Below are 18,359 nucleotides of genomic sequence, written 5' to 3' on the forward strand. Positions count from 1 at the left end.
CTCTGTGCGGTGCAACAAGCCGGAATTGGTTTGCCGCAATGCCGAATGGCCGGTAGCGTTGCTGATAATTTCGATTGATTTCAGGATGATCCCGCGTTGCGCACCATACTGATAGTGCTTGGCATCTGGCTGCTGATCAACGTGCTTTTCGTCGTGATCATGCTGCCGCCGCGCAAGCCGCGGAAGCCGGATCCTCAGGAGGCGGGCACGCTCGCGCCGACACGGATCGACCAGAACGGCTATCCGTTCGAGGAACAGGAGAAGGTCCTGCTTCGCCATGTGGTCATCTCGATCGCCATGGGGACGTTCTTCTCGCTTGCGCCGCCCTTGATGGAAGCGATCGACGCTATCAAGCGCTACATCGGGAAGCGTCGCGGCTAGTTTCCCGCGCCAACTGCGCTCGACGCCCAACAATGGAACCACAGACCGCTCAGTTGTTGCTGCGGTTAGCCGCCCGAAAACTCTTGATTTCCGACACGCTGCCATCGCGGTAGGTCAGTTCCACCGAGACGAACTGCGTCGCCGGGGCAAGCTTCATGTAGAGCGGCATGCCGGCGCTGATCGCACTGGGATCGCGCATGTCGCAGCCCGGCATCTTCAACACCTGGTTCGGAACGGCGGTGTCGATACCGATGCGCACCTCGCGGATGGCGCAGCGGTAGGACACGAGGTGCGTGTAGTAGACGAGCAGCCCGTTGAACTCGCGGAACGACAGCCAGCTCGTCGCGGTCATGTCGAGGGTCTTGCGCTGGTCGCGGATCAGCGCGGCCTCGGGATCAAACCGGATCGGGAATGGCCCCTGCATGTCGCCGGACTGATCGACATAGCGGACCTCGATGGTGCCGGCCTGCGCATCCGGCGGCAATTCGATCGACGGGTTCGGCATCCGCTTGCGCGTGCGCGGATCGAGCGTGTCGATGAAGCCGGTCTCGCGGAAATCGCCATTGCCGGCCATGCGCCAGGAAATGCCGAGCGTCGGGTCGGCGAAGGAGAACACCACGCTCCAGCCGCCATTGTGCCGCGAGAAGCTGGCGATCGGCGCGTTGGTGGTTTCTTCCTTCGGCACGCGCGGTACCGACACCGGCGGAAGAGCCGCGAGCTTCTGCGGCGCCGGATCGGCCGGGCGCGCAGCGGTGGTGGCGTCCTTGGCAACACCGCTGAGGAAGACGTCGTCGACCATCTGGTCGAAATAGACCGGCACCTGCCTGTGCTTGACGGTGTCGGCCATCTCGCTGACGAGACGGCGGGTCCGCTGCGCCACCTGCACCAGATTCTCGCCGGGCTGGAGGAGTTCCTTGGCGAAGGTGCGCGTGAACACCGAATTGGGATTGGCGTCGTCGTTGGAGAGACGATCGAGTGCGGTCTGGCGGGGACCTGCGGAGAACACCGAGAACACGCCTTCGGGCAGCTGCACCATCGGCGCGAGGCCGCCGCCGCCGGCGACCGCGCGGGTGCCTGTGCGCTCGAACGGGTTGTTGCGGCAGGCGTCGAACACCAGGATCGACGTGCGCGCCTTCTTGTTCTGAAGGCGCTCGACGATGCGGTCGGCCAGGATGGAAGCGTCGCGCACCAGCTCTTCCTGCCCTTCGGTCGCCGCCGGCACGTCAGTCGGCAGCAGGTAGTTCTGGCCCGCGATCTCGAAGCCGTGGCCGGCGTAGAAGAAGAATGCGGTGTCGCCGGGCTCGATCGTCCTGTCGAACGCGAGCAGCGTCTCGGAGAATTGCTGCCGGCTCTGGTTCTCGGCGACCATCACCGAGAAGCCGAGCTGCTTCAGTGTATCGCCCATGGTACGGGCGTCGTTGACCGCCTTGAGGAGCTTGGGGACGTTCCTGTAGTCGTTGTTGCCGACGACGAGCGCAACGCGTTTCTCGGCTTGTGCGGGCAGCGCGAAGCCGTTCAGGCTCACCGCAAGGCCAAGGGCCGCCAGAATTCTGAAAAGCCGACGCGTCATCGTAAAATTCCCGTTGCAGAACGGCGCTCCGCCGGCCCCCTCGAACAGCGATCCATTGGAACCCTCTGCCGTTGAGGATAGTCGGTCCAGCCATGTCGACGGTTCAACGCCGAGAGCCCACGGGTTCCGTCATCAGGACTATGGCAGATTCCTCCGGAATCTGCTTTTTCTAGGTAGCTGCGCGCTGCAAGCGGGGGCTGCCGTGTATCGATGGTGTACTGACGAGGTCGAGCCGCATGACCGGTTCGACTATTGGCGCGAGGTCCGGTCCAAGGGCCTGTTCGGCGTCACCGCTGAACTCGAGCGCGAACGCCGCGCGGACTTCTACGGCGAATTCTCGCTGCGCCAGCTCGGCGGCGGTGGCCTCGTCGAGCTGAAGGCGTCGCACTACACGGTCGAGCGCAGCAACTCCGACATCGCCTACGCGCCCGGCGACAGCATCTGCGTCTACCAGCAGCTCGGCAGCGGCGGCTGGTTCGGCGGCATGCGCACCGGCGACTTTGCGATCGCCAACGGCAGCTTCGCCACCAGCCATACTGACCAGCCCTATCGCACCGCGCCGCTCGGCGCAGGCGGCTTCCACCTGCGCATCCTGAAGATCCCCGTGAGCAGCCTCTCCACGCAGGACAGGCGCATGCGCGAGCTTGCGCCCCGGACGTTCAACGATCCCGGCCTGGCGCCCCTGCTCGGCGCCTGCTTCGCCGACCTCGATGAGGCCGCCGCAGGCGATAACGGCGCCACTGATGCGACCTCAGTCGCCCAGACCTCCTTGGATCAGGCCTCCTTGGATCAAGCCTCGCTCGTCCAGGCCTTGGCCCATCTGGCGCTGATCGAGCGCGGCATCGTGCGACCCGGCAGCCGCCGTGGGCAGGCCGCGCTGCGGACCGCCCGGCTCTCACAGGCGCGTCGCCTGATCGCGCGCAATCTGCAAGACCCCGGTCTGGCGCCGGCGATGGTGGCCGACCAGCTCGGTGTGTCCGTGCGTCACCTGCACATGCTGTTCGAAGCCGCGGCGAAGAGCTTTTCGCAGACCGTGACGGACGAACGCCTGAAACAGAGCCGCCGCCTGATGCGTGAGGCGCCGGACCGGCTGATCGCCGATATCGCGACCTCCTGCGGCTTCGAGAGCCTGGCGACCTATTACCGGGTCTTCAACGCCGCCTACGGAATGGCCCCCGGCGATTTCCGGGCCCGGGGGCCTGAAGGGCGTTAGTCGTCCCTCCGGCAGCTATCGCCCGGTTAACGGTGGAGGCGGAAAAGCCCAACCGGGCCCGCTATTTGGGCAAAAACCTCAGGTTTTTTAGGGTCTTCCCGCGCCCGCTCCATTGACTTTGGCCGATTCCCGCCTATGTTCCGGGGCGACGCGGCTCAGATCGAAGACCGATTCTTGAGCCTTGCGCTTTGTTCGCGTGAGTCAGCACCCCCAGCTTCTTTGAGAGCGCGCCGTTTCGGGGTGGAACGCGACAGCCTTAATTACCCTCGATTCCGAACGGCGGTTTCGACCAGAGGCTCAATGTCCTTTTCAAATCTCGGACTGTCCGAAAAAGTCCTCGCCGCAGTGGCGGCCACCGGTTACACCACCCCCACCCCCATTCAGGAACAGGCGATCCCCCACGTCCTTGCACGCAAGGATGTGCTCGGCATCGCCCAGACCGGCACCGGCAAGACCGCGGCCTTCGTGCTGCCGATGCTCACCATCCTCGAAAAGGGTCGCGCCCGCGCGCGCATGCCGCGCACGCTGATCCTGGAGCCGACCCGCGAGCTCGCGGCGCAGGTGAAGGAAAACTTCGACCGCTACGGCGCCGGCCAGAAGCTCAACGTCGCCCTGCTGATCGGCGGCGTATCCTTCGGCGACCAGGATGCCAAGCTGACGCGCGGCGTCGACGTGCTGATCGCCACCCCCGGCCGCCTGCTCGACCACACCGAGCGCGGCGGCCTGCTGCTCACCGGCGTCGAGCTGCTCGTCATCGACGAAGCCGACCGCATGCTGGACATGGGCTTCATTCCCGACATCGAGCGCGTCTGCAAGCTCGTCCCGTTCACGCGGCAGACCCTGTTCTTCACCGCGACCATGCCGCCGGAAATCCGGCGCATCACCGAGACCTTCCTGCATAATCCGCAGAAGGTCGAGGTCTCCAAGCCCGCCACCACCGCCGTGACCGTCACGCAGTGTCAGGTCCCGGCCGGGCGCGAGGCGCATGAGAAGCGTGAATTGCTGCGACGCCTGCTGCGCGAGGCCAAGGATCTCCAGAACGCGATCATCTTCTGCAATCGCAAGCGCGAGGTCGCCGTCGTTCACAAATCACTGCAAAAGCATGGTTTCAGCGTCGGCGCCCTGCATGGCGACATGGACCAGTCGGCCCGCACGGCGGCGCTCGAACAGTTCCGCAAGGGCGAACTGCCGCTGCTGGTCGCCTCCGATGTTGCCGCCCGCGGCCTCGACATCCCTGAGGTCAGCCACGTCTTCAATTTCGACGTCCCCCACCACCCCGACGACTATGTTCACCGCGTCGGCCGCACCGGCCGCGCCGGCCGGTCCGGTATGGCGATCTCGCTCGTGACGCCGCTCGACCAGAAGTCGATGGTGGCGATCGAGAAGCTGATCGGCCAGAGCATTCCGCGCGCCGAGGGCGATTTCGAAGTGCCCGCGGACGCAGGCGAGCAGAGCGCACGTTCGCGCGAACCGCGCGGGCGCGACCGTGAACGTTCCCGCGGCGGACGCGGCAAGCCGCAGCGTGGCCGCGATCGTGAGCGCAGCCACGAGCCCCGCGAACCGCGCGGCGAGGCGAGGCCTTCCGCAGAGACACAGCCCGCTCCTGAAGCGAGACCTGCACGTGAGCCGAGGCCCGCACGGGAGGCGAGGCCTCCGCTGAAGCGAAGCAATCATCCGAGCCGCGCGGTGGATCGCGCCAGCAAGCCAATCCATCGCATGTGCCGTCGATCGGCCGCCCCGAGCCGCGCCGCCAGCGCGAGGCCGATACCGAGCCCGGCGATCACTCGCACCTTCCGGCGTTTCTGCTCCGGCCAGTGCGTTCTCCCGCCGGCGCCTGACGCGCCGGCGCGATTCAGCTCCGGTTGAGCAGAGCCGCTTCACACTTATTCTGATGCATTCGCGAACGTCTGTTTACAGAGCGTTCACGATCGTCCGTTAGCCTGCGAACATAATTTAAGTATTGCTGCGGTCGATGGCGCACCGACCGCTGTGGGGTATGTTCAGTGGTCAAGGTGCTCGACGAACACGAACGCACGATGGCGTTCGCCGAAGTGGCTCTCGGTCAGATCCGCTCGCTTCGACAGACTGCAATTCCCCGCAATTACGAGATCTGGTACGTCTACGCCACCGGCTATAACGCTCCGCTCAACAAGATCATCAACGAGACGCTGGCGCGCCGCGGCAAGCTGACCGAAGGCGATCTCGAGCAGATCTACGAGACCTATCTTTCCCACATCAAGACCACCGACCGCATCGACAAGGTCGGCGCACGCGTCATCGGCGAGATCGACGACGTGATGACGGTGCTGAGCGAAGCGCTCGGGATGACCGGCTCCTACGATGCCAGTCTGTCGGGCGCGACCGAGCAACTGTCGTCGGCCAAGAACCGCGACCAGATCAAGTCGATCGTCGAGACGCTGCTGCGTTCGACCAGCGAGATGCGCGAGACCAACAAGGCGCTGGAAGACCGGCTGACCCTGTCCAAGAACGAGATCAGCAATCTCCAGCAGAGCCTGGAGGCGATCCGCGCCGAGAGCCTGACCGATCCGCTGACGGGATTGGGCAATCGCAAATATTTCGATCGCATGATCGGCATGGCCGTGCAGAGCGCGCTCGCCACGGGCGAGCCGCTGTCGCTGCTGCTGTTCGACATCGATCATTTCAAATCGTTCAACGATTCCTACGGCCATCTCACCGGCGACCAGGTGTTGCGGCTGGTCGGCCTGTCCATGAAGCAGACCATCAAGGGACAGGACATCACCGCGCGCTATGGCGGCGAGGAATTCGCGGTCCTGCTGCCCAACACGGCGCTGCGCCAGGCCCTCACCGTTGCAGATCACATCCGCCGCGCCGTGATGGCGAAGGAATTGAAGAAGAAATCGACCGGCGAGATCCTCGGCCGCGTCACCATCTCCGTCGGCGTCTCCATGCTCAAGCAGGGCGACGACCCCGACGCGCTGATCGAGCGTGCGGATGCCTGCCTCTATGCCGCCAAGCGCAACGGGCGCAACCGCGTGATCTGCGAGGCCGATCCGGAGTTCGCGATCGAGTCGCACAGCCGGGTGGCCTGACGCCGAAGCAGCGCGCCGAAGAAACGGCCGGCGCTTGACATTCCAACCCGCCGAACGACATCTTCCCCGCCGCCCGACTACGAGCGTCGAGAGGACTTGTCGTCTTGCCCAATCCCCATGACTTTCACACACCGCAGCCGTCGTACACCAGGGATGAACTGCTGAGATCGAGCGACGGCGGCTATTTCGGCCCGGGCAACGCGCAATTGCCGGCCCCGCCGATGCTCATGATGGATCGCATCACCGAGATCAGCCTGGACGGCGGCGAGTTCGGCAAGGGCCACATCGTCGGCGAGCTCGACATTGTGCCCGGCCACTGGTTCTTCGATTCCCACTATCGCGGTGACGCGATGATGCCGGGAAGTCTCTGCCTGGATGCGATGTGGCAGATGATCGGCTACTGGCTCGGCTGGTCGGGTTCACCGGGCAAGGGCCGCGCCATCGGCGTCGGCGAGGTCGACGTCACGGGATCCATCACACCCGACACGGGCTGCGTGCGCTACGAGGTCGCCATGCGTATGGTCCGGCGCGGCAAGCTGGTGCTCGGAATTGCCGGCGGTCGTGTGCTTGCCGATGGAGTCTGCGTCTTCATGGCCAAGGACATGAGGGTCGGACTGACCAAGGCGGTGGACTGAGGTCTCGTAGGGTGGGCAAAGGCGCGCAGGCGCCGTGCCCACCATCTCTCCAGCACCTTTATCCTGAACGGTGGGCACGCTTCGCTTTGCCCACCCTACGCACCGTCTTCTTGGCCGCCTTCTTTACCTGCCGCTTCCTCGCAGCGGCCTTCTTCGGCTCGGCCGTCGCCGCAGCTTTCGCCTTCGGCCGCTTCTTCACCTTGGCGCGCTGGGCGGCGGCGAGCGCTGCCCTCGCCCATTGCGCAAGCTCCTCGGAATCGTCGAACAGGCGCGCCGGCAATTCCCAATAGGAATTCACCAGCACGGTTTTGGCGCGGGTCGAATACTGAAACGGCTTCGAGCCTTCCGCTTCAAAGTCCGGGATGGTGACCTCGTCGGCGCGGAAGAACAGGCCCGCGCGCAAGGCGAGCGCGAAGTTGATGCCGTCGGCGGAGATGCCGTAGCCGGAGAACATTTTTCGGATGGTGACGGGGCCGAAATCGGCGAACAGGTCGATCAGGAATTCGCGGTCCATGGCCAAGCTATCTCCCCACGGTCGTCCCCGCGAACGCGGGGACCCATAACCACCGGGAGGAGTTTAGCGAAGACTACCAGCCAGGAAAGCTTGGTACTGATACCGAGCGTCATCGCCAGATCACGCGGTATGGGTCCCCTGAGTTCGCGGGGACAACAGCGACTTACCCGTCGATCTTCGCGGGCCGCAGCTCGACCGACTCGCCGCAGCCGCAGGCGGAGACCTGGTTGGGGTTGTTGAAGACGAACTGGCCCTGCATCTTGTCGGCCTTGTAGTCCATCTCGGTGCCGAGCAGGAACAGCACGGCCTTGGGATCGACCAGGATCTTGACGCCCTTGTCCTCGACGACCTCGTCGGTCGGGCGGACATCATGGGCGTATTCGACCGTGTAGGACTGGCCGGCACAGCCGCCGTTCTTCACGCCGACGCGCAGACCCACGATCTCGGAATCGGCGCGGCTCGTCAGCTCGCTGATGCGCTGGGCCGCGGCATCCGTCAGCCGCATCACCTGCGGGCGCGGCCGCCGGGGCTTTGGTGTCGAAGCTGGTGTTACCTGGGTCATGTTATCTATGTGGTCCGTTGCGGAGCGAATTCAATGCGAGCTGAGACCGTCACCACATGTTGAGCACGAGGCGGGCCTCGTCGCTCATGCGTTCCGGCGACCACGGCGGCTCCCAGACGACCTTAACGTCGACCACGCCGACGCCGGGGACGCTGGCGACCGCGTTCTCGACCATGGTCGGGAGCTCGCCGGCAGCCGGGCAGTTCGGCGTCGTCAGCGTCATCTGGACGTCAACCGAGCGGTCGTCCTTGATCTCGACCTTGTAGATCAGGCCGAGTTCGTAGATGTCGGCCGGGATCTCCGGATCGAACACGGTCTTGAGGCCCGCGATGATCTCGGTGGTGAGACGCTCGGTCTCCTCAGGCGGCAGCGCCGACTGGGTCTCCATCGGATTGGCTTTGACTTCGGCCGTGTCACTCATGCGAACAAATCCCGCGCCTTCAACAGCGCCTGTGCCAGATGATCGACTTCTTCCCGCGTATTATACATGCCGAACGACGCCCGGCAGGTGGCGGTTACATTGAACCGCTCTAAAAGCGGCATCACGCAATGGGTGCCGGCGCGCACGGCGATGCCCTGGCGGTCGATCACGGTGGCGACGTCGTGGGCGTGGGCGCCCTTGAGCTCGAAGGAGATCACCGGGCCCTTGCCCCGGGCGGTGCCGATCAGCCGCAGCGAGTTGATCTCGCGCAGCCGGTCCTGGGCATAGGTGGTGAGATCGTGCTCGTGGGCGGCGATGCGCTCCTTGCCAATCGAATTGACGTAGTCGATGGCCGCGCCAAGGCCCACGGCCTCGACGATCGCGGGCGTGCCGGCCTCGAACTTGTGCGGGGGATCGCCATAGGTGACGATGTCGCGCGAGACCTCACGGATCATCTCGCCGCCGCCGTTATAGGGACGCATCGCGACGAGGTGATCGTACTTGGCCCAGAGGATGCCGATGCCGGTCGGCCCGTAGACCTTGTGGCCGGTAAAGACATAGAAATCGCAGCCGAGATCCTGGACGTCGACAGGCAGATGCACTGCACCCTGGCTGCCGTCGACGAGCACGGGAATGCCGCGGGCGTGGGCGATTTTCACGACGTCCTTGATCGGCACAATGGTGCCGAGCGCGTTCGACATCTGCGTGATCGCGACCAGCTTGGTCTTCGACGTCAGCAGCTTCTCGAACTCGTCGATGAGGAAGTTACCCTCGTCGTCGACCGGTGCCCACTTGATCACGGCGCCATGGCGTTCCCTGAGGAAATGCCACGGCACGATGTTGGAGTGGTGCTCCATGATCGAGATGACGATCTCGTCGCCCTCTTTGATGTTCGGTTCGCCCCAGGACGACGCGACGAGGTTGATCGCCTCCGTCGCGTTGCGGGTGAAGATGACCTCTTCGGTCCGCGGCGCGTTGATGAACTGCGCAACCTTGCTGCGACCGCCCTCATAGGCCTCGGTGGCGGCATTTGCGAGGTAATGCAGGCCGCGATGCACGTTGGCGTATTCGGACGTATAGGCCTGCGTCATGCGGTCGAGCACGGCGCTCGGCTTCTGCGCCGAGGCGGCGTTGTCGAGATAGACCAGCGGCTTGCCGTAGACCTGCATGGCGAGCGCCGGAAAATCCTGGCGCACGCGTGCGACGTCGTAGGCACCGTTCTTGACTGCGGGATGCGTGCTCATTGGCGCCGCTCCAGCCAGCGCTCGGCGATACCAATCACGTGCTCGCGCAAACCGTCATCGGCGATCTGCTCGATCGCTTCGCCCACGAAAGCCTGGATCAGTAGCGCCTGGGCCTGCTTCTCCGGCAGACCGCGCGCCTTCAGGTAGAACAGCAGGCTGTCGTCGAGCGCGCCGGCAGTGGCACCGTGGCCGCAGGAGACGTCATCGGCGAAGATCTCGAGCTCCGGCTTGTTGTCGGCCTCGGCTTCGTCCGAAAGCAGCAGCGCGCGGGTCATCATCTTGCCGTCGGTCTTCTGCGCGTCGGGACGGACGATGATGCGGCCCTGGAACACCGAATGGGCGCGATCGTCGATCACCGCGCGGAAGACCTCGCGGCTGACGCAGTTCGGCACGGCATGATCGACCACCAGCGTGGTGTCGCCGTGCTCGGTTTTCTGGAGCAGGTTCACGCCGTTGACGGAGAGGTCGCTGCCCTCGCCCGCCATCGTGATGAAGCCCTGGAGGCGGCTGACGGCAGCGCCAGTCGTCATGTTGAAGAAATTGAGCTTCGTGTTCGCGCCGACCGTGACGAACTGCGAAGTCACATTCACTGCGTCGGGTGCATCGTCCAACAGGCGGATATGCGCGACGTCGGCATTGTCGCCGACCGAGAGGATGACGGCGTCGTTGACCTGGTAGGCCTTGGCACCGGCCGCAACAAAGCTCTCGATGATGGTAGCGCGAGCGCCGTTCCCGACCGCGATCCGCGAACGGCTGAAAGCCGACGCGGACGAAGCGGTCGCGATGTGGATGATCTGGATCGGCGCGGACAGCTGCGCACCGTCGGCGATCGACAACACGACGCCGTCGGTTGCCAGCGCCGCATTCAGCGCGATCACGGCATCGGTGGCCGCGGTCTTCAGGAGACCTGCGTCCTTCTCCAGCGCTTCCCGCAACATCTTGAGGCCCGCCTCAGAGGCAAGCGCCTTGACGTCGGAGAGATCGGCCGCGAACACGCCGTCGACCAGCACCAGCTTGCGGGCGCCTTCGATCGCATGCGCCTTGACGGCATCCGCGGCACGCTTCAGCGCGGCCGCATCGGGGCTGGCTGCAAGCGGCAGCACCTCGCCGACCAGTGCACGCAGGTCGGTGTATTTCCATTCCTCGATCCGGCGATGCGGCAGGCCGAGACGCTCATAGGTCTCGAACGCCTCGCGGCGTACCGCGATCACAGAAGGCGGACCCGGCAGGCGGCCTTCGGCGCTGGCGAAGAGATCGCTCACCGCGCGGCCGTTTCCGGTCTTTGCCACAGCAACGTTCATCCTAAAATTCCTTACGCGGCATCCTCGAACTGGGCGTAGCCGGACGCTTCCAGCTCCAGCGCCAAGTCCTTGCCGCCGCTCTTCACGACACGGCCCTTCGACATCACGTGCACGACGTCGGGCACGATGTAGTTCAGCAGCCGCTGATAATGGGTGATGACGACCATCGCGCGCTTGGGCGAGCGCAGCGCGTTGACGCCGTCGGCCGCAATGCGCAGCGCGTCGATGTCGAGGCCGGAATCCATCTCGTCGAGGATGCACAGGCTCGGCTCGAACAGCGCCATCTGCAGCACCTCGTTGCGCTTCTTCTCACCGCCGGAGAAGCCGACATTGACGCCGCGCTTGAGCATGTCCTGCGGGATGTTCAGCGACTTCGAGACCTCGCGGACCTTCCTCAGGAAGTCCGGGGTCGAATATTCGCTTTCGCCGCGCGCCTTGCGCTGCGCGTTCAGTGCGGTGCGCAGGAAGGTCATGGTGGCGACGCCGGGAATCTCGACCGGATACTGGAACGCCAGGAACACGCCCTTCGCGGCGCGCTCGTTGGGATCCATCTCCAGCAGGTCCTCGCCCTTGAACAGGATCTGGCCGTCGGTAACCTCGTAGCCGGGCTTGCCGGCGATGACGTGGGAGAGCGTCGATTTGCCGGAGCCGTTCGGCCCCATGATCGCGTGAACCTCGCCCTCGTTCACGGTCAGCGTCAGCCCGTGGAGGATCTCACGCTCCTCGACACGAACCTTCAAATCCTTCACTTCAAGCAAAGCCATCTTGGTGTCCAGTCTATTCAAATGATGCATGGAGCGCCGTAGCGCACCGCGAGGGTCGGCGATTAGCCGACCGACCCTTCAAGCGAGATCGAGATCAGCTTCTGCGCTTCCACCGCGAATTCCATCGGCAGCTGCTGAAGCACGTCCTTGACGAAACCGTTGACGACGAGGCCGACGGCTTCTTCCTGGGTGAGGCCGCGCTGGATGCAATAGAACAGCACGTCCTCGGAGATTTTCGAGGTCGTCGCCTCGTGCTCGAACGTCGCCGAGGAGTTTTTGGCCTCGATATACGGCACGGTGTGCGCGCCGCATTTGTCACCGATCAACAGGGAATCGCACGCCGTGAAGTTGCGCGCGCCGGTCGCTTTCCGGTGCGCGGTGACGAGCCCGCGATAGGTGTTCTGCGACTTGCCGGCGGCGATGCCCTTCGAGATGATCCGGCTCGACGTGTTCTTGCCGAGGTGGATCATCTTGGTGCCCGAATCGACCTGCTGGAAACCGTTCGAGATCGCGATCGAGTAGAACTCACCGCTGGAATTGTCGCCACGCAGGATGCAGCTCGGGTACTTCCAGGTGATGGCGGAGCCGGTCTCGACCTGGGTCCAGGAAATCTTGGACCGGTCGCCACGGCAGTCGCCACGCTTGGTGACGAAATTGTAGATGCCGCCCTTGCCTTCCGAATTGCCGGGATACCAGTTCTGCACCGTCGAGTATTTGATCTCGGCATCATCGTGCGCAACGAGCTCGACCACGGCGGCGTGCAGCTGGTTCTCGTCGCGCTGCGGCGCGGTGCAGCCTTCGAGATAGGAGACGTAGGAGCCCTTGTCGGCGATGATCAGCGTGCGCTCAAACTGGCCGGTGTTGCGTTCGTTGATGCGGAAATAGGTCGACAGCTCCATCGGGCAGCGCACGCCCGGCGGCACATAGACGAACGAGCCGTCGGAGAACACCGCCGAGTTCAGTGTCGCGTAGAAATTGTCCGAGGTCGGAACCACCGAGCCGAGATATTTCTGTACCAGCTCGGGATGCTCGCGGATCGCCTCCGAGATCGGCATGAAGATCACGTCGGCCTTCTTCAACTCCGCCTTGAAGGTGGTCGCAACCGAGACCGAATCGAACACCGCATCGACCGCGATCTTGCGCCGGGCCGGATCCTGATCGCCGGGCTTCGGCTCGACGCCCTCGAGCATCGCGACTTCCCGCAGGGGAATGCCGAGCTTCTCGTAGGTCTTCAGAATTTCGGGGTCGATCTCGTCGAGCGAGGTGACCGTCTTCTTCGGCTTCGGCGCCGCGTAATAATAGAGGTCCTGGAAGTCGATCTTGGGATAGTCGACGCGCGCCCAGGTCGGCTCGGTCATGGTCAACCAGCGCCGATAGGCCTCGAGCCGCCACTGGAGCATCCAGGCGGGTTCGTTCTTCTTCTCGGAGATGAACTTGACGGTCTCTTCCGACAGTCCCTTGGGGGCCTTGTCGGACTCGATCAGGGTCTCAAACCCATAACGATACTGATCGACGTCGATGCGCTTCACGCGCTCGACCGTCTCTTGCACGGCTGGCATTCTATCCTCCGCTCGCGGTTTCAAGGACCGCGGTGGATCACAAACTTGGACGAGTATTACGATGTTTTTCGGCAGAAAGCACGCGCTTAGAACCGTTCAAGCCGTGTTTCGTCGCTTAGGCTTTAAGTAGGGTATTACCAAGCTTTCGCCAAGCCTCTAACGCCCTGTTGATGTCATCTGGTTCCGTGGACCAGCCCAGACTGAGACGCACCGCTCCCTGGGCGACGGTGGCATCATACCCCATCGCCGAAAGCACGTGAGACGGCTGCACCTTGCCTGATGAACAGGCCGAGCCCGAGGACACGGCCACGCCTTCGAGATCGAAGCCGATCACGGCGGTTTCGGCCTTCAGGCCGGTGGCAGTGAAGAGGATGGTATTTGGCAACCGCTTAACGTCATCCGCGAAGACCATCGTGCCTGCGATCCCGCGGATTCCATTTTCCAAGGAATTTCTGAGGGTTGCCATCCGCTCCACATCCTCCGGCAGAGCCTGAAGGGCGGCTCTCACCGCTGCCCCGAATCCGGCGATGCCGGCGACATTCTCGGTTCCCGCGCGCCGGCTCAGCTCCTGCCCCCCGCCCCGCAGCACGGGTTCCAGTCCGGCGATCCCCTCCGCCAGGACCAGCGCGCCGACGCCCTTGGGGCCGCCGATCTTGTGCGCGGAAAAGGTCGCAAGGTCTGAGTCCACAGTCTTGATATCGAACGGGATTTTCCCCAGCGCCTGGATCGCATCGACGTGCAGGAGCCCGCCGGCCTCGTGGACGATCCCGGCAGCCTCTGCGATCGGCTGAATCGCGCCGGTCTCGTTGTTCGCAGCCATGATGGAGACCAGCGCCGGCGGGCCGTCGCCGAGCGACGCCTTCAGGCGGTCGAGGTCGATGACGCCGGCGCGTGTGACAGGGATCTGGTTGACCTTGTCCGCTGGGAACCGGCCGCCTGACAGCACCGAGGCATGCTCGACAGCCGAGACCAACAGGCGTTCGACGAGGCGGCCGGACGACCCCCGCAGACCGGGCGACAGCGCCAGCGCATTGGCCTCGGTTCCGGCTGAGGTGAAGACGACGTTTCTCGGCAATGCACCGACGGCCGCCGCGAGCGTGGCACGGGCTTCCTCGACCAGCCGGCGCGCCTCGCGCCCTTCGGCATGGACCGAGGACGGATTGCCGATCAGCTCCCAGGCCGCAAGCATCGCGGTCCGCGCTTCGGCGCGGAGCGGCGTGGTCGCATTCCAGTCGAGATAGACACGACTCGGCATGAGGTATTATATTGCTCCATGGATCGGGTTGGTGTGCCCGTCCTGGAGCCCGACATGGGCCCCCGTGGAGCACTTGGCAACTCGATTCCGAATCCCCACCGCTCAATGACGCCGCCATGACGCGCTAACATCTTGAGCCCATTGCCGGATGTTCAAGATGCTTGCTTTTTGACCCTCGCCTCATGTTAGAACGCCCGCGTCAGTTCACCGCGCGCCGCTCGCGCACCATCCGAGGGCGCCGCTCCACTCTTCCATTCGCGGTTTGATCGGCACAGCAGTCGATGAAGTCCGCACAATCGGTTGATTGCTGAAGAGCGTCTTCAAGGGATCAATCAAGAGATCATCATGCCTGAAGTCATTTTCACCGGCCCTGCTGGCCGTCTCGAAGGCCGCTATCACCCGGCCAAGCAGAAGAACGCGCCGATCGCGATGATCCTGCATCCGCATCCGCAGTTTCACGGCACGATGAACCACCAGATCGTGTACCAGTGCTACTACGCCTTCGCGCATCGCGGCTTCTCGGTGCTGCGCTTCAACTTCCGCGGCGTCGGCCGCAGCCAGGGCTCGTTCGACCACGGCACCGGCGAATTGTCGGATGCGGCCGCAGCGCTCGACTGGGCGCAGACCATCAATCCCGAAGCACGCGCCTGCTGGGTCGCCGGCTTCTCCTTCGGCGCCTGGATCGGCATGCAGCTTTTGATGCGCCGTCCCGAGGTCGAGGGCTTCATCTCGATCGCACCGCCGGCCAACCTCTACGACTTCTCGTTCCTGGCGCCCTGCCCGTCGTCGGGCCTGATCGTGCATGGCGAGAAGGATGCGGTGGTGCCGCCCAAGGACGTCAACACGCTGGTCGAGAAGCTGAAGACGCAGAAGGGCATCGTGATCGACCAGCAGGTCATCCCCGGCGCCAACCACTTCTTCGACGCCAAGCTCGAGCCGCTGATGGAAACCATCACGGCCTATCTCGACATGCGCCTCGCCAACGTGCGCTAAGGCTTCAAATGGGCTGCTTCGTCGCCTTGCTGCGTGCCGTCAATGTCGGCGGCACCGGCAAGCTGCCGATGAGCGAGCTCAAGGCCATGTGCGAGGAGCTCGGCTTCGCCGCCGTGCGCACCTATATTGCGAGCGGCAACGTCGTCTTCACGAGCCGCAAGTCGGAAGCTGCAATCAAGACCGCCCTCGAAAAGCGCCTGCACGCCTACGCCGGCGCGCCGGTCGGGGTGCTCGTGCGTAGCGCCGCCGAGATGACGCAAATCTCGGCCGACAATCCTTTTCCAAAGGCTGCGCCCAATCGCACCGTCGCGATCTTCCTCGACAGGGCGCCACCTGAAGACGCGCTTACCAGCATCCGCGGCCAGAACAACGAAGAGCTCCGCCTCGGCCGCCGCGAGATTTACGTGCACTATGGCGACGGCATGGGGACGTCGAAGCTCGTCATCCCCGCCGCCAAGACCGGCACCGCGCGCAACATGAATACCGTCGCAACGCTCGCGAAGATGGCCGCGGAGATCTAGGCCAGCTTGAGCGCGGCGATCCCCATCAGCACGAGCGCGATGCCGGCAAGCTTCATCGCGCTCAAGGTCTCGCCGAACAGCACGACACCCAGCAGGAAGGTGCCGGCCGCGCCGATGCCGGTCCACACCGAATAGGCGACGCCGACCTCCAGCACCTGCAAAGCGCGCCCGAGCAGGAAGACGAAGGCGGCGAGCAGCACCAGCGAGGCGATGCTCCAGCCTGGCCGCGTATAGCCCTCCGCATATTTCATCGAGATCGCCCAGCCGACATCGAGCGCACCGGCGATCACCAGCATCAGCCAGGCCATGGATTGCGACATTGGCGTGCGCTCAGGCCGCAAGCTTCAGCAGATGCGCGTCGTGGCGCACCAGGAAGGCACGCAGCAATTGCGGATAGTCCGCGCCGACCGCAGTGCGCACGCTCGGACGTTTCGCAAGCTCCGCGCGCCACGCGCGGACCTTCGGCAGATCGCTGAAGATGCCGTGCTCGGTCAATTCGTCGAACAGGTCGAAATAGCGGAAGATCGGGGCGAAGACCGCATCCACGAGGCTGAACGCATCGCCTGCGAAGTAAGGCCCTGCACCGAGCGCTGCCTCCACGCGCGCGAATTTCGCCGCAACCGCCTGGCGCTTGCTTTCGAACGTCGCCGGATCGGTCGTGGTCTCCAGACCCCAGAGGTCACCGAGGATCGCCGAGCCGAACTCCATCCAGGCGCGATGCTCGGCGCGCTTCAACGGATCCGCCGGGTGCAGCTTGAGGCCTGCCTGCGTCTCCTCGATGTATTCGCAGATCACGTTGCTCTCGAACAGCGCGACCTCGCCCTTCTCCGTCGTCACCACCAGGACCGGCACCTTGCCGAGCGGCGAGAGTTTCAGAAACCAGTCGGGCTTGTTGGCGAGATCGATGTCGATCCGCTCGAACGGCACGCCCTTCTCGTTGAGCGCGATCACGGCGCGCTGCACATACGGGCAAAGCTTGTGGCTGATGAGTTTCAGTGAAGCGGTCATGGCAATGATCCCGGCGGTTTGATGCAACTGCATCCAATATAGATGCAATTGCATTCACCCGTCAAGATCGATGCATTTGCATCGACTAGCCTTTGATCTAAATGCCCGGACCTCAGGGCCGCGCCATCACTCCGCCGGTCATCGGCATCGGCACGCCGGTGGTGGCCGGGTAGGACAGCGGCAGACCCTCGAGGCCGCGGGCGGCAAGGAAGCCGAAGGCCTGCGCCTCGATGGCGTCGGAGGCCCAGCCGAGCGTCTCGGCGGCCTCGACTGTGGCCGAGCCCACCCGCTCCCGCAGCATCCGCAGCATGGTGAGGTTGCGGGCGCCGCCGCCGCAGACGATCCAGCTCCGCGGCCGGCGCGGCAGGAGCGAGATGATCCGGGCGATCGCCGCCGCGGTGAAGGCGGTCAGGGTCGCGGCGCCGTCGGCCGGCGGGACGTCGCCGAGCTTCAGCGCGGCAAAGTCGTTGCGGTCGAGCGATTTCGGCGGCGGAGCTGCGAAGAACGGCAGTTCCAGTGCCCGCGCGATCCAGGCTTCGTCCGCCTTGCCGAGCGCTGCGAACTTTCCTTCCGCATCGAAGGCCTGGTTCATGATGCGGTACATGAAATCGTCGAGCAGCGCGTTGCCCGGTCCGGTGTCGCAGGCGATCAGCGTGTCGTTGCCGTCGATATAGGTGATGTTGGAGACGCCGCCGATATTGACGACGACGATCGGCCCTTCGCGCTCCAGCGAATGGACGAGCGCCCGGTGGTAGACCGGCACGAACGGCGCGCCCTGCCCGCCGGCCTCGACGTCGGCGGCGCGGAAGTCGTGCATCACGGGGATATGGATCGCCCTGGCCAGCGCCGGCGCATCGCCGATCTGGACCGTCAGCCGCTTCTCGGGGCGATGCAGCACCGTCTGGCCGTGGAAGCCGACGATGTCGACGTCCTCCGGCTTCATCCGGTTCTGGGCGATGAAGGCTGCCACGGCCTCGGCGTGGGCCAGCGTCACCGCGCGCTCGGCCTCGGCCAGAACGCCCGGGCGGGCGTCGCGTCGCGGCAGGTGCACGGCCTCGCTCAGCGCCTGGCGCAGCAGATTGCGCTCCGCCGGGCTGTAGGCCCGGTAACCGGACGGCCCGAACGCCTTCACTTGCTTTCCGTCGGTTTCGATCAGCGCGACATCCACCCCGTCCAGCGAGGTGCCGCTCATCAAACCGAGTGCCGTCATCATCATGGATCAGCGTCCTCAAGAGACCCCCTCCGGCATGCCGATCTTGTGCCAGAGGGACACATCTTATAATGCCACAGGCAAAGTGGCGGGTGGCAATCGAGTTCCCACGGGAGACCCTTAAATTGCACCCGAAA

Annotated in this window: 18 protein-coding genes and 1 pseudogene; 7 read left to right on the plus strand and 12 right to left on the minus strand. The window is 64.4% G+C overall.

The features are described 5' to 3' along the window. The first annotated feature begins 96 nt into the window (after positions 1 to 96). Positions 97 to 381 carry a hypothetical protein gene (locus tag HAP41_RS26475; RefSeq protein WP_166096428.1) on the plus strand — a complete coding sequence of 95 codons (285 nt, stop codon included), beginning with the start codon at positions 97 to 99 and terminating at the stop codon, positions 379 to 381. A 49-nt stretch (positions 382 to 430) separates the two neighbouring features. Here HAP41_RS26475 and HAP41_RS26480 read toward each other — a convergent pair whose 3' ends face one another. Next, the gene (locus HAP41_RS26480; RefSeq protein ID WP_166096427.1) at positions 431 to 1,951 is read right to left on the minus strand and encodes a caspase family protein; all 1,521 of its coding nucleotides are present in this window, start codon (positions 1,949 to 1,951) and stop codon (positions 431 to 433) included. A 202-nt stretch (positions 1,952 to 2,153) separates the two neighbouring features. Between HAP41_RS26480 and HAP41_RS26485 the strand changes: the two genes are divergently transcribed. From HAP41_RS26485 to fabA, 4 genes and pseudogenes are all read left to right on the plus strand, one after another. After that, on the plus strand, positions 2,154 to 3,164 hold the full coding sequence (locus HAP41_RS26485; protein ID WP_166096426.1) for a helix-turn-helix domain-containing protein: 1,011 nt from the start codon (positions 2,154 to 2,156) through the stop codon (positions 3,162 to 3,164). Positions 3,165 to 3,464: 300 nt separating this feature from the next. Next, a pseudogene (locus tag HAP41_RS26490) lies at positions 3,465 to 5,002 on the plus strand (DEAD/DEAH box helicase). 165 nt (positions 5,003 to 5,167) lie between these two features. Further along, a complete protein-coding gene (locus HAP41_RS26495; RefSeq protein ID WP_166096425.1) occupies positions 5,168 to 6,235 on the plus strand; it encodes a GGDEF domain-containing protein in 1,068 nt (355 codons plus the stop codon). 104 nt (positions 6,236 to 6,339) lie between these two features. Beyond that, positions 6,340 to 6,870, plus strand: coding sequence for a bifunctional 3-hydroxydecanoyl-ACP dehydratase/trans-2-decenoyl-ACP isomerase (gene fabA / locus HAP41_RS26500; RefSeq protein ID WP_135213512.1), 531 nt, complete (start codon positions 6,340 to 6,342; stop codon positions 6,868 to 6,870). 58 nt (positions 6,871 to 6,928) lie between these two features. Here the strand turns inward: fabA and HAP41_RS26505 are convergent, their stop codons facing one another. The 8 genes from HAP41_RS26505 to HAP41_RS26540 all read right to left on the minus strand — a co-directional run bounded on the left by HAP41_RS26505 (position 6,929) and on the right by HAP41_RS26540 (position 14,490). Then, on the minus strand, positions 6,929 to 7,384 hold the full coding sequence (locus HAP41_RS26505) for a TfoX/Sxy family protein (RefSeq protein ID WP_166096424.1): 456 nt from the start codon (positions 7,382 to 7,384) through the stop codon (positions 6,929 to 6,931). Positions 7,385 to 7,547: 163 nt separating this feature from the next. Next, positions 7,548 to 7,946, minus strand: coding sequence for a HesB/IscA family protein (locus HAP41_RS26510; protein ID WP_166096423.1), 399 nt, complete (start codon positions 7,944 to 7,946; stop codon positions 7,548 to 7,550). Between the two features lie 49 nt (positions 7,947 to 7,995). Further along, complete coding sequence (locus HAP41_RS26515; protein ID WP_014495549.1) at positions 7,996 to 8,367, minus strand: SUF system Fe-S cluster assembly protein; 372 nt, start codon at positions 8,365 to 8,367, stop codon at positions 7,996 to 7,998. Beyond that, complete coding sequence (locus tag HAP41_RS26520) at positions 8,364 to 9,611, minus strand: cysteine desulfurase (RefSeq protein WP_166096422.1); 1,248 nt, start codon at positions 9,609 to 9,611, stop codon at positions 8,364 to 8,366. The genes HAP41_RS26515 and HAP41_RS26520 overlap by 4 nt, the downstream gene beginning before the upstream one ends. After that, the gene (gene sufD, locus HAP41_RS26525) at positions 9,608 to 10,912 is read right to left on the minus strand and encodes a Fe-S cluster assembly protein SufD (protein ID WP_166096421.1); all 1,305 of its coding nucleotides are present in this window, start codon (positions 10,910 to 10,912) and stop codon (positions 9,608 to 9,610) included. Before sufD ends, HAP41_RS26520 begins: the two co-directional genes overlap by 4 nt. Positions 10,913 to 10,923: 11 nt before the next feature. Beyond that, entirely contained in the window at positions 10,924 to 11,676 is a 753-nt protein-coding gene (sufC, locus tag HAP41_RS26530) for a Fe-S cluster assembly ATPase SufC (protein WP_028161255.1), read from the minus strand. Between the two features lie 62 nt (positions 11,677 to 11,738). After that, positions 11,739 to 13,235, minus strand: a complete 1,497-nt coding sequence (gene sufB / locus HAP41_RS26535; RefSeq protein ID WP_166096420.1) for a Fe-S cluster assembly protein SufB — start codon at positions 13,233 to 13,235, stop codon at positions 11,739 to 11,741. A 115-nt stretch (positions 13,236 to 13,350) separates the two neighbouring features. Then, positions 13,351 to 14,490, minus strand: coding sequence for a cysteine desulfurase family protein (locus tag HAP41_RS26540; RefSeq protein ID WP_166096419.1), 1,140 nt, complete (start codon positions 14,488 to 14,490; stop codon positions 13,351 to 13,353). Between the two features lie 345 nt (positions 14,491 to 14,835). On the opposite strand from HAP41_RS26540, the gene HAP41_RS26545 reads away from it, so the two are divergent. Next, entirely contained in the window at positions 14,836 to 15,483 is a 648-nt protein-coding gene (locus HAP41_RS26545; protein WP_014495555.1) for an alpha/beta hydrolase, read from the plus strand. Positions 15,484 to 15,491: 8 nt separating this feature from the next. After that, on the plus strand, positions 15,492 to 16,004 hold the full coding sequence (locus tag HAP41_RS26550) for a DUF1697 domain-containing protein (RefSeq protein WP_166096418.1): 513 nt from the start codon (positions 15,492 to 15,494) through the stop codon (positions 16,002 to 16,004). Here the strand turns inward: HAP41_RS26550 and HAP41_RS26555 are convergent. The 3 genes from HAP41_RS26555 to HAP41_RS26565 all read right to left on the minus strand — a co-directional run bounded on the left by HAP41_RS26555 (position 16,001) and on the right by HAP41_RS26565 (position 18,228). Further along, complete coding sequence (locus HAP41_RS26555) at positions 16,001 to 16,324, minus strand: DMT family transporter (protein ID WP_166096417.1); 324 nt, start codon at positions 16,322 to 16,324, stop codon at positions 16,001 to 16,003. The two genes, HAP41_RS26550 and HAP41_RS26555, sit on opposite strands and share 4 nt — an antisense overlap. Before the next feature lie 10 nt (positions 16,325 to 16,334). Next, a complete protein-coding gene (locus HAP41_RS26560; RefSeq protein ID WP_166096416.1) occupies positions 16,335 to 17,012 on the minus strand; it encodes a glutathione S-transferase family protein in 678 nt (225 codons plus the stop codon). 112 nt (positions 17,013 to 17,124) lie between these two features. Continuing rightward, on the minus strand, positions 17,125 to 18,228 hold the full coding sequence (locus tag HAP41_RS26565; protein ID WP_166096415.1) for an anhydro-N-acetylmuramic acid kinase: 1,104 nt from the start codon (positions 18,226 to 18,228) through the stop codon (positions 17,125 to 17,127). Positions 18,229 to 18,359: the final 131 nt, after the last annotated feature.

Source organism: Bradyrhizobium barranii subsp. apii, from assembly GCF_011516635.5.
GTDB classification, from domain to species: domain Bacteria; phylum Pseudomonadota; class Alphaproteobacteria; order Rhizobiales; family Xanthobacteraceae; genus Bradyrhizobium; species Bradyrhizobium barranii.

What these genes read in the sequence shown, in the direction of transcription:
- HAP41_RS26540 (WP_166096419.1), bottom strand. Translation starts at nt 14,490, where the DNA reads ATGCCGAGTCGTGTCTATCTCGACTGGAATGCGACCACGCCGCTCCGC.
- HAP41_RS26505 (WP_166096424.1), bottom strand. Translation starts at nt 7,384, where the DNA reads ATGGACCGCGAATTCCTGATCGACCTGTTCGCCGATTTCGGCCCCGTC.
- sufD (WP_166096421.1), bottom strand. Translation starts at nt 10,912, where the DNA reads ATGAACGTTGCTGTGGCAAAGACCGGAAACGGCCGCGCGGTGAGCGAT.
- HAP41_RS26560 (WP_166096416.1), bottom strand. Translation starts at nt 17,012, where the DNA reads ATGACCGCTTCACTGAAACTCATCAGCCACAAGCTTTGCCCGTATGTG.
- HAP41_RS26555 (WP_166096417.1), bottom strand. Translation starts at nt 16,324, where the DNA reads ATGTCGCAATCCATGGCCTGGCTGATGCTGGTGATCGCCGGTGCGCTC.
- HAP41_RS26510 (WP_166096423.1), bottom strand. Translation starts at nt 7,946, where the DNA reads ATGACCCAGGTAACACCAGCTTCGACACCAAAGCCCCGGCGGCCGCGC.
- HAP41_RS26565 (WP_166096415.1), bottom strand. Translation starts at nt 18,228, where the DNA reads ATGATGATGACGGCACTCGGTTTGATGAGCGGCACCTCGCTGGACGGG.
- HAP41_RS26520 (WP_166096422.1), bottom strand. Translation starts at nt 9,611, where the DNA reads ATGAGCACGCATCCCGCAGTCAAGAACGGTGCCTACGACGTCGCACGC.
- HAP41_RS26545 (WP_014495555.1), top strand. Translation starts at nt 14,836, where the DNA reads ATGCCTGAAGTCATTTTCACCGGCCCTGCTGGCCGTCTCGAAGGCCGC.
- HAP41_RS26550 (WP_166096418.1), top strand. Translation starts at nt 15,492, where the DNA reads ATGGGCTGCTTCGTCGCCTTGCTGCGTGCCGTCAATGTCGGCGGCACC.
- HAP41_RS26480 (WP_166096427.1), bottom strand. Translation starts at nt 1,951, where the DNA reads ATGACGCGTCGGCTTTTCAGAATTCTGGCGGCCCTTGGCCTTGCGGTG.
- HAP41_RS26515 (WP_014495549.1), bottom strand. Translation starts at nt 8,367, where the DNA reads ATGAGTGACACGGCCGAAGTCAAAGCCAATCCGATGGAGACCCAGTCG.
- sufC (WP_028161255.1), bottom strand. Translation starts at nt 11,676, where the DNA reads ATGGCTTTGCTTGAAGTGAAGGATTTGAAGGTTCGTGTCGAGGAGCGT.
- sufB (WP_166096420.1), bottom strand. Translation starts at nt 13,235, where the DNA reads ATGCCAGCCGTGCAAGAGACGGTCGAGCGCGTGAAGCGCATCGACGTC.